The organism is Streptomyces panacea (assembly GCF_040560175.1).
GTDB lineage: Bacteria > Actinomycetota > Actinomycetes > Streptomycetales > Streptomycetaceae > Streptomyces > Streptomyces panacea.
The window spans coordinates 1-8,227 of sequence record NZ_JARJHW010000257.1 but is presented as its reverse complement, the minus strand read 5'-3'; the positions used below and the strand labels follow the sequence as shown (position 1 = coordinate 8,227).

At 71.8% G+C, this 8,227-nt stretch carries 5 protein-coding genes; all 5 read right to left on the bottom strand.

Annotated features, from left to right (window positions below; all coding sequences use genetic code 11):
• Nucleotides 1-973, bottom strand: a 973-nt coding sequence (locus P3L51_RS33605) for a DUF916 domain-containing protein (RefSeq protein ID WP_354609139.1), incomplete at its 3' end; no start/stop codon positions are given.
• 224 nt (nucleotides 974-1,197) lie between these two features.
• Complete coding sequence (locus P3L51_RS33600; protein ID WP_354609138.1) at nucleotides 1,198-2,769, bottom strand: Ig-like domain-containing protein; 1,572 nt, start codon at nucleotides 2,767-2,769, stop codon at nucleotides 1,198-1,200.
• A gap of 45 nt (nucleotides 2,770-2,814) precedes the next feature.
• Complete coding sequence (locus P3L51_RS33595; protein WP_354609137.1) at nucleotides 2,815-3,810, bottom strand: substrate-binding domain-containing protein; 996 nt, start codon at nucleotides 3,808-3,810, stop codon at nucleotides 2,815-2,817.
• Nucleotides 3,811-3,946: 136 nt separating this feature from the next.
• Complete coding sequence (locus P3L51_RS33590; RefSeq protein ID WP_354609136.1) at nucleotides 3,947-6,511, bottom strand: type 2 periplasmic-binding domain-containing protein; 2,565 nt, start codon at nucleotides 6,509-6,511, stop codon at nucleotides 3,947-3,949.
• A partial coding sequence (locus P3L51_RS33585) for a substrate-binding domain-containing protein (protein ID WP_354609135.1) occupies nucleotides 6,508-8,227 on the bottom strand: 1,720 nt, incomplete at its 5' end. The genes P3L51_RS33590 and P3L51_RS33585, both read right to left, overlap by 4 nt.

Below are 8,227 nucleotides of genomic sequence, written 5' to 3'. Positions count from 1 at the left end.
GGCGCCGTACGAGCGCCACCGTGAGGCCCGCCGCGAGGACCAGCAGCGCGAGGAGCGCCCAGGGCACGGTCCAGAATCCGGCGGAGCCGGTGGCGCTCGGCAGGGCGGGATCGATGTCGCCGCCGACCGGGATCGCGTCGAGGTTCACCGTGACGGTCGACCGCACAGCCGGGAACAGCCCGCGCACGGTCGCGGTGACCCGCACCGAGTTGCCCGGCAGCAGCTCCTTGATGGTCTCGACGCCGGGCGCGCGCAGCGGCCCGCTCACGGAGTTGGCGAAGCGCACGGTCCCCCGCGCGCCCAGCCGGATGTTCCCGGTGTTGCGTACGGTGTACGTCACCGTGGCCGAGCCGGTGCCGAACGGATTCGCCGTCCCGTGGTAGGTGGCCCGGACGTCCTGGACCGCTAGACCAGGCTTGAGTTCGCCGGCCACCCTGATGTGGACCCTGGCCCCGACGCGCTGCTCCACCGCGACCCGGTCGCCCTTGCCGTCGGAGCGCGACGAGGCGAGCGAGGCGACGAGTCCGGCCGCGTGATCGCCCGGGGCGACGCCGGCCGGGACGGTGAGGGTGAAGGGCACGACGGCGCGCGACCGGGCCGGGATCACCACCCGGCTCCTGGCCGTCCTGATCCAGCCTCCGGCGTCCTTCGACCTGACGCCCTCGGCCAGCAGGTCGAATCCGCCGTCCGCGGTGTTGAACGCGTCGCTCGCGTACACCTTGAGCGTCAGCGGCCTGGCGCTGTGGTTGAGGACGGCGATGTGGTCCCGCACCGCCGCGCCGGGGGTGACGCTGTACGAGAAGTCGCTGCGCCGGTCCGGCTTCTTGGGGCCCGACGGCTGGACGCCGAAGGTGCTGCGGCCCTTGCCGCCGGTGTCCTGGACGGACGCGTGGACGGTGGGTGCCGCGAGGAGCACGAGCAGGCAGGTGAGCAGCGCGGTGACGAGGGTGCGGGTGGACAGGGTGCTGGTCATGTCGGGGCGTCCGATCGGGGCGGCGGCCGTTCTTCGGGAACGTGCGGGGGTACGGCGGGTGGTGCGGGTCGCGCGGGGTACGGCGGGTGCTACAGGTCGCGCGGGGTACGGCGGGTGGTGAGTGGGACGGGTGGTGGGGAGCACCCGTCCCACTCACCTGGGCGACCGCTGCCGCCGGGAGAGGCGGTTCGCGATCGGATCACGGTCCGTCAGATCGCGGTCCGTCAGATCGCGGTCAGGGTGAGCTTGGCGGTGTAGGTGCCGGCCACCGTGGAGGTCGGGACATTCAGGCTGAGGTCCGCACCGAGGTGCGAGGTGCCCAGGCCGGTGCCCTTGCCGAGGGTGTGGGACGACTTGAGACCGGCCGTGCCCGCGTCGCCGGGGGCCACGCCCGCGGCCGGGTCGACCTGGTCGCCGGCCGTGACGCTCTGGCCGGAGACGTGGTCGATGACGTTGGGCGCCCAGCCGAGGTTCTGGCCGTTGATGGCGTGGGCCGCCCCGTCGGAGAAGTCGGTCACCTGGCCACTGACGGTCCACCCCGGGTTGCCGGCGCGAGTGTCGGTGAGTGTGACCGGGCTGATCTCGCCCGCCGTGGTGAGCAGTTCGCCGTCGGCGTCCAGCACCGGCGACGGCAGGGTGACGTGCGGGTCGGCGACGCTGATGACCAGCGCGCCGGCCTCGACCGTGGTGGTGATGTCCTCGGAGGCGGTGACGCCCTCGAAGGCACCGACACGGTAGGGGATGTTGCCGGAGTCGGAGGCGGTCCAGGCGGCGTCGTTCTGCGGCACGAAGCTCGCCGTGAACGCGTGGTCGCCGGGCGCCAGGCTGCTCGTGGTGAGCTTCGCCCGACCGCCGTCGACCGCCACCGTGCCGAGCGTCGTGGTCGTCCCGCCCACCGTGTCGGTGAACTTCACCGAACCCGTCGCGCCCGCGGGCGTGACGGTGGCGCTGAGCGTGACCGGGCTGAACTGCTCGGAGCTGTCCGCCGGGGAGACGGCCAGCGCCGTCGTCGTGGCCCTGGCCGCCGCCGCGTTCACCGTGTGGCTGACCGCGGTGGAGACCGAGGCGTTGTACGAGGTGCTTGACGGGGTGAACTCGGCGGTGAGCGAGTGGCTGCCCGCCGTCAGGTTGGTCGTCGAGAGCGTGGCGGAGCCGCCGGTCACGGGGACCGGGCTGCCCAGCGCGGTGCCGCCGTCACGGAACTGCACGGTGCCGTCGGCCGCGGGCGTGACGGTCGCGGTCAGCGAGACCGCGTCGCCCTGCTCGGTGGCGCCGGACGGGGAGACCGCGAGCGAGGTGCTGGTGTCGGTCTTCACGTCGGGGTCGTTGGCCTGGTACGCCGTGTTGGAGGTGAACCAGATCGCGCCCGTGAAGTCACCGAGGCTGGTGCCGTTGAACGCCGTACGGCAGGTGACGGTGAGGTCGTACTCGCCCTCCAGGACGCTGAAGCCGGCGATGTTGGCGTAGTCGCGCATCGTCGACGACAGCGGGATGAGCATCCCGCCGGAGGCCGTGGTGTTGTACGTCTCGATCGGCGCGTTGCCGACCACGTTCTGGCCCTCGGCCGGGAAGCCGGAGCCCTTGACCGACACGATGACGTACGAAGCGGTCTCCGGGCAGGCGCCGGACGTCGAGAAGTCGATGCCGCTCTCGTCGGTACCGGTCTTCGGGTTGATGTCCAGGGTGCCGATCTCGGCGGCCTGGGCGGCGGGGGCGGCGATCACTCCGACGGTGACCGAGGTGGCGACGGCCACCACACTCGCGGACAGCGTCCGCAGGCGTCTGTTGAGGAACACGGTGTCAGAACTCCTTCTTGGTTGGTCGGGGAAACCGGTTCCGGATCAGGGGGTCTGCTTGCTGGTGTCGCCACAGTCCGGGCTGGTCGCGAAGCCGTACGTGTTGATGACACCGGCCTGCTTGCAGACGAGCGCGTCCTTGCCGACGAAGACCGTGCTCCAGGGAGCCGTACCGATCTTGCTGGTGGGGATCACGTTGTAGACGTCACGCTTGACGCCGAAGTCGCTGTTGAGCGTCGTGGCGGCCTTGCCGTCGATCGTGCCGAGCAGCGCCCGGCCGCGGAGGTCCGCCACCGTCTGCGAACTCTGCGCGATGTACTGGGCGATGGAGAACGGCACGATGGCCTTGTCGTCCAGTACGCGGCCGTCGTGCTCCTGGATCGCGACGCCGTTCTTCTTGTCCTTGATGCAGGGGTACACACCGGCGACGACATCCGCGTCGGTGATGCCGACCTGGGCCTCCCAGAAGCTGCGGGTGCCCGAACCGGCCTGCGGCAGGTAGACGTTGATGCTGTAGTTGGGGCCCGTGCCGACGAAGGCCGGGTCACAGTGGTAGATCGCCTTGAGGTCGTTCAGGGTGAGCTTGCGCGGCAGCACGCTGGAGGGCGTGACCGCGTAGGAGACACCGTCGACCGCGAACGGCACGTAGGTGAGCCCCGGAGACGCGGCACCCAGGCTCAGGCTGGAGGACCGCGCGAAGTCCAGGCACCCGTTGTTGGCCTGGAGCGAGGTCAGCAGCGCGGCGCGGCCCGCACCCGAGCCGTTCGGGCGGACCATGGCGCACTTGTTGTTCACCGCCGGGTCCTTGGTGGTGATGTTGGGCGAGCCCACGGCGTTGTACGAGCCGAGGACCTTCGTGCCGTTGATGGTCACCACCTGGGACAGGCCGTTCATCACGTCCTGGGTGGTGTCCGAGCCGACTCCGGAGAGCTGGCGGTAGGTCGGCGTACCGGACGGCTCGGCGGAGGCGACCGTGACGCCGGCCGTGGCCGCGAGCAGCGCCGCCCCGGTGGCGGCGATCAGGATCTTCTTCTTTTTCACCTTCGTGTACCCCTCAGCTAGGCTTGCGCCTGTGTGTTGAGAAACCGCGATGGACCGCGGTTCGCCGATCTCCGGCTTCTCCGGAGGGTCGGCTCACCGGCCGGGGGTGGTGGTCCCGTCCCCGGCCGGTCGCTTTTCAGGTGCCGTCCTCCCGGCGCAGGGCCCGCAGCCGGGCCGCGACGGCGGGCGCCAGTCTCGGCAGGAGCGGTCCTCCGACGGCGGCCGCCAGCCCGGCGACGAGGACGATCAGCACGACATTGCGTACGGCTCCGAGCACCCACGGCGGGGTGAGCGCCGCTTCCGCCTCGGCCGCCGCCGCTTTCGACGGCGGTGCGGAGGGCGACGTTCCGGGCTTCGGGGAGCCGGAGGGGGCCGCGCCCGCTCCGTCGGCCCCGGCGGCGGCGGCGCCCGCCGCGCCGCCGCTCGCACCGAGGGACGCGCCGCCGTCCGCCGCGGCGGACCCCGGGTCCGCCACGCCGCCGCCCGCCGCGGCTCCGGGCCCTTCGGTGCCGGAGCCGGGATCCGCGTCGGCGGGGGCCTTGCCCGCCTGCGCCGCGATGGTGGCGGCGGCCCGGACGGTCCGGTCGCGCAGCGCCTTCGGCAGGGGCGCGTATCCGTCGGGCAGGGTGCCGGCGGCGACGCCCGGCTGCTGTCCCGCGCCGGCGGCGTAGGTGAGGAATTCCGCGTAGTCCTTGCCTTCGGCCTTGGTCAGCCCGGCGGGCACGGTCGCGGCGTAGACGAGTGAGGCCAGCGGATAGGCGGCCTTCGCCGCTCCGTCGCCCGGCGCGGGTTCGAGCACGTCCTTCACCGCACCCGGCTTCATCGCGGCCTGCCCGGCGAGCAGTCCGGCCGTGGACGGAGCGACGTACTTCCCGGCGCCGTTGCGCAGTTGGGCGGGGATCAGACCGAAGCGCAGGGCCGTCGCGGTGTCCGCCACCGCGAGCATCGCCCGCTGCCCGGCGGGCTGGGCCGGGTCCTTCTTGTACGCGGGCGGGTTCGTGGTGCTGTCCCAGGTGGTGCGGGACAGCGGGTCGCCCCGACCCGCGGCGCGGGCGGCGCCGTGCATGTCGGAGGTGTACGGGTGTTTGTCCTGGACGCAGAGCGGGTTGTCGGGGCGGTCCTCGAACTGCTGGCAGAACGGGTCGCTCTTGGGGAAGTGGTCGAGGGGCAGGTCGAGTTCGCGGTAGTGCGGGTTGACCTTCATTCCCGCGTTGCCGGGGTCGCCGTATCTGCCCTCGTCGTCCGGGGTGCCGTCCAGGAACTCGCGCGCGGCCGGGTCCGCGTCCACCCAGCTCCACAGCAGGCGTGCCGTGTCCGCGAGTGCCTCGGGTACGAGCGCGTCGCCGAGCTTGCCGCCGAAGTCGAGATCGGCGTACTCCGGGTTGAGCGCGACGAACTCCGGGTCGTGGCCGAGGTTGAAGGGATTGTTCTCGACGCTCGGGGCGAACCGCGAGTCGCCGTCCCGATAGGACTCGGTCAACAGCTTGGCCACCAGGCGCTGGTTGAGCTTCAGGCTGGTGAGCCGTCGGCCGTCCCGGGCCCGTACGGCTTCCGGCGCGGAGAACGAGGACTGGCTCTCGATGAGGAAGCCGATGGTGAGACCGGAGAGCGCCACGGGGGCGTACACCGGCTCCGCTCCCGCCGGGAGCTGGTCGGCCGCGGCGGGCCGGCCGAGGAACACCAGGCCCGGTGCGCCGGAGCCGAGCTTCGCGCGCGCGGTGTCGTCGGTCACCTGGGCATAGCCGAAGATCGACCTGCCGCCGGTCCGGCACAGCGCGGGCTGCCACCGGCTGACGGCCTCGGCGATCATCTCGTTGCCCAGGGTGGGGCGTTCGTCGGCGCCGATCGGGCAGAACTGGCCGATCGGTTCGAAGTGCAGCGGTACGACGAGGCGTCGCTCCCAGTTGGTGGCCGAGAGCGGTGACGATTCGAGGAATCCGCTGGGCCGGGCGGTGTACGCGCTGCCGTCCACCTCGGTCGTGCCACGCGGGACGACGACCAGCCAGCACCGCCTGCCCTCGGTCCCGCCCTGGGCCTGCTCCCCGGCGCCGGCCTCGCCGCAGCCGAGACCTGGTGCCTCGACAGCGGTCTGGGCCTCGAAGTACACCTCTCCGGTGCCGTCGGGGTTGGTACGGGCGTAGGGAACCTCGTTGGTGGTGTTGGAGTCGAAGAAGTCGTTGGAGTTGCCGGTCCTGGTGATCTGGCCGGTCACCGAGTGGAAGGCGACGTAGGAGATGCCCGTGGGCGAGGGGGGTGGCATCTCCTGCTTCGGGTCGCGCAGTTGGCCGTAGCTGAGCTGACGGCCGTTGGTGTACGCGCCCGCGGCCTGGTTGCCGGCCCCGGGGCCGAGCGCCGCCGAGCCGCCGAACTGGCACTGCTCGGGGTCGGGACCGCTCGGGTCGTCGCCCCAGCACTGCATGATCTGGAGGTAGTCGGCGGCGTAGGAGGTGTCGGAGCGGGTGGGCGCTCCCCCGGTCCAGGAGACCTTGACGACCTCGTTGACCAGGTGCCGGGTCTGGGCGACGGTGACCTTGAGGTCCGCGAGGTCGCCCGTCCCCGACACGGTCACGGGCGAGCGGTCCGCGGGGGTGCCGGCGGCATCGGCCGGTACGGCGCCGCCGATGACGGCGCCCGAGCCGAGCGCGCAGCAGAGCGCGACGACGAGTACGGAGAGCGCCCGGCGGGCGCGCGCGATCTTCATGACGTCGGCTTCCTCGCCGTCAGGTACCGGGACAGCAGCGGGGGGCCGACCGTGATCAGGACGAGCAGCAGGCCGGCCAGCACCATCAGGGCCAGCCGCAGTGTGCTGCCGGTGGAGCCCGAGGTCATGACGGGGACGGCGTAGGCGTCGCCACCCGTGTCCGCCCCGGTGCCCGCCGCGCCTCCGGTGGCTCCCCCGGCCGCCAGCGGCTGTCCGGTGTCCGGGTCGATCGCACCCCCGTCCGCGCCCGCCGGGCCGCCCGTGGTGCTGCCGCCCGCGGTGTCCGCGCCCGCGGCGCCGGCTCCGGAGCTCCCTCCGCCGGTGCCACCGGTGCCGCCCGAGCCTGACGCGCCGCCCGATCCCTGGCCGCCGGTGCCGCCCGAACTCCCGCCGCCCCGCGGCACCGTGGGCTTCTTGTCGCCTCCGGTGCCGGTGGAGCACTGGGTGGCGCCCTTCTTGTCGCACGCGGGCGGATAGGGGGCGGTCTCGGCGAGGGTGTTGCCGCCGTCGGCGGAGAAGGTCGGGTTGCGGCAGGTCTTGATGTTGATGTTCTCGACGTCGACGCCCGGGATTCTGCGCACCTGTTCAAGACCGGCCTCGACCAGGTTCACCGGCAGTGGTGAGTAGCCGAGGCTGTCGACATGCTGCTGGCCCTGGCAGAGGAAGTAGTACGCGAAGGCGCCGAGCGTCTTGCCCTTCTGGGCGTTGAAGTTGGCCTGTGTGGCCGTCGGCACGATCATGTAGCTGTAGCTGGAGAGCGGATAGTTCCGCCGGTCGGTGCTCTTGTAGACGCCGTCGAGGATCTGGGTCAGGTAGTCCGGGGACGAACTGTTCTTGTTGATCCGGGCGTTGAGCAGCGCCACGGCGACGTTCTTCGCGGTCGGCTCGGTGTAGTACCCGGCGGCGTTGAGCACCTTGGCCACCGGGAATCCGGTGGTGTAGACGGCGTACGAGTACTCGACATAGGTGATCGTGCCGACGTTGCCCGCCTGGGCGACATAGCCGGAGACGCCGTTCGATCCGGACTGGGCGACGAAGCCGCCGCCCGGCACCAGCGGGAAGTTGGAGGTGGCGCCGCAGGGCGTGGCGCGCCCGGCCCGGCCGCAGTAGGAGTTCCAGTCGGAGGCGTACTGCCTGCTCATCCAGGTGGTCAGCTGGGCGGTGCTGCCGGATCCGTCGGAGCGGACCACGGGGACGACCCGGCGGGCGGGGAGCGAGGCCGCCAGGGCCGGGTTGTCGGCCTTGATGGCGGGGTCGTTCCACATCTTGATGCCGCCGGTGAAGATCTTGGCGATGACCGCGCCCGACAGGCGCAGATTGGTCACCCGCTGGTTCCCGATCCTGAGGTTGTACATGAACGACGTGCCACCGGCCACGATGGGCATGTAGGCGTAGTCGCGCGAGGGCGGTGAGTCGACCACACCCGAGTCCTTGATCCCGTACGGAATCTCGGAGACCGCGTAGTCCACCGTGCCGTTGCGGAACTGGTTGCGGCCGTCGGAGGAACCGGTGCCGTTGTAGTTGACCGTCATGCCGTACTGCTTGACGTTCGCCCGCCACTGATCCAGGGCGTTCTGGCTCCAGGTGGAGCCCGCGCCGGAGATCGGGACGTAGGTGGCGGCGGTGGCGGACGGTACGAGGGCCAGCAGGACCGTCACCACGAGGGCGACGGCCGTCAGGCCGGCTCGGGCACGGGTGCGGGGCGGCGCCGGAGGG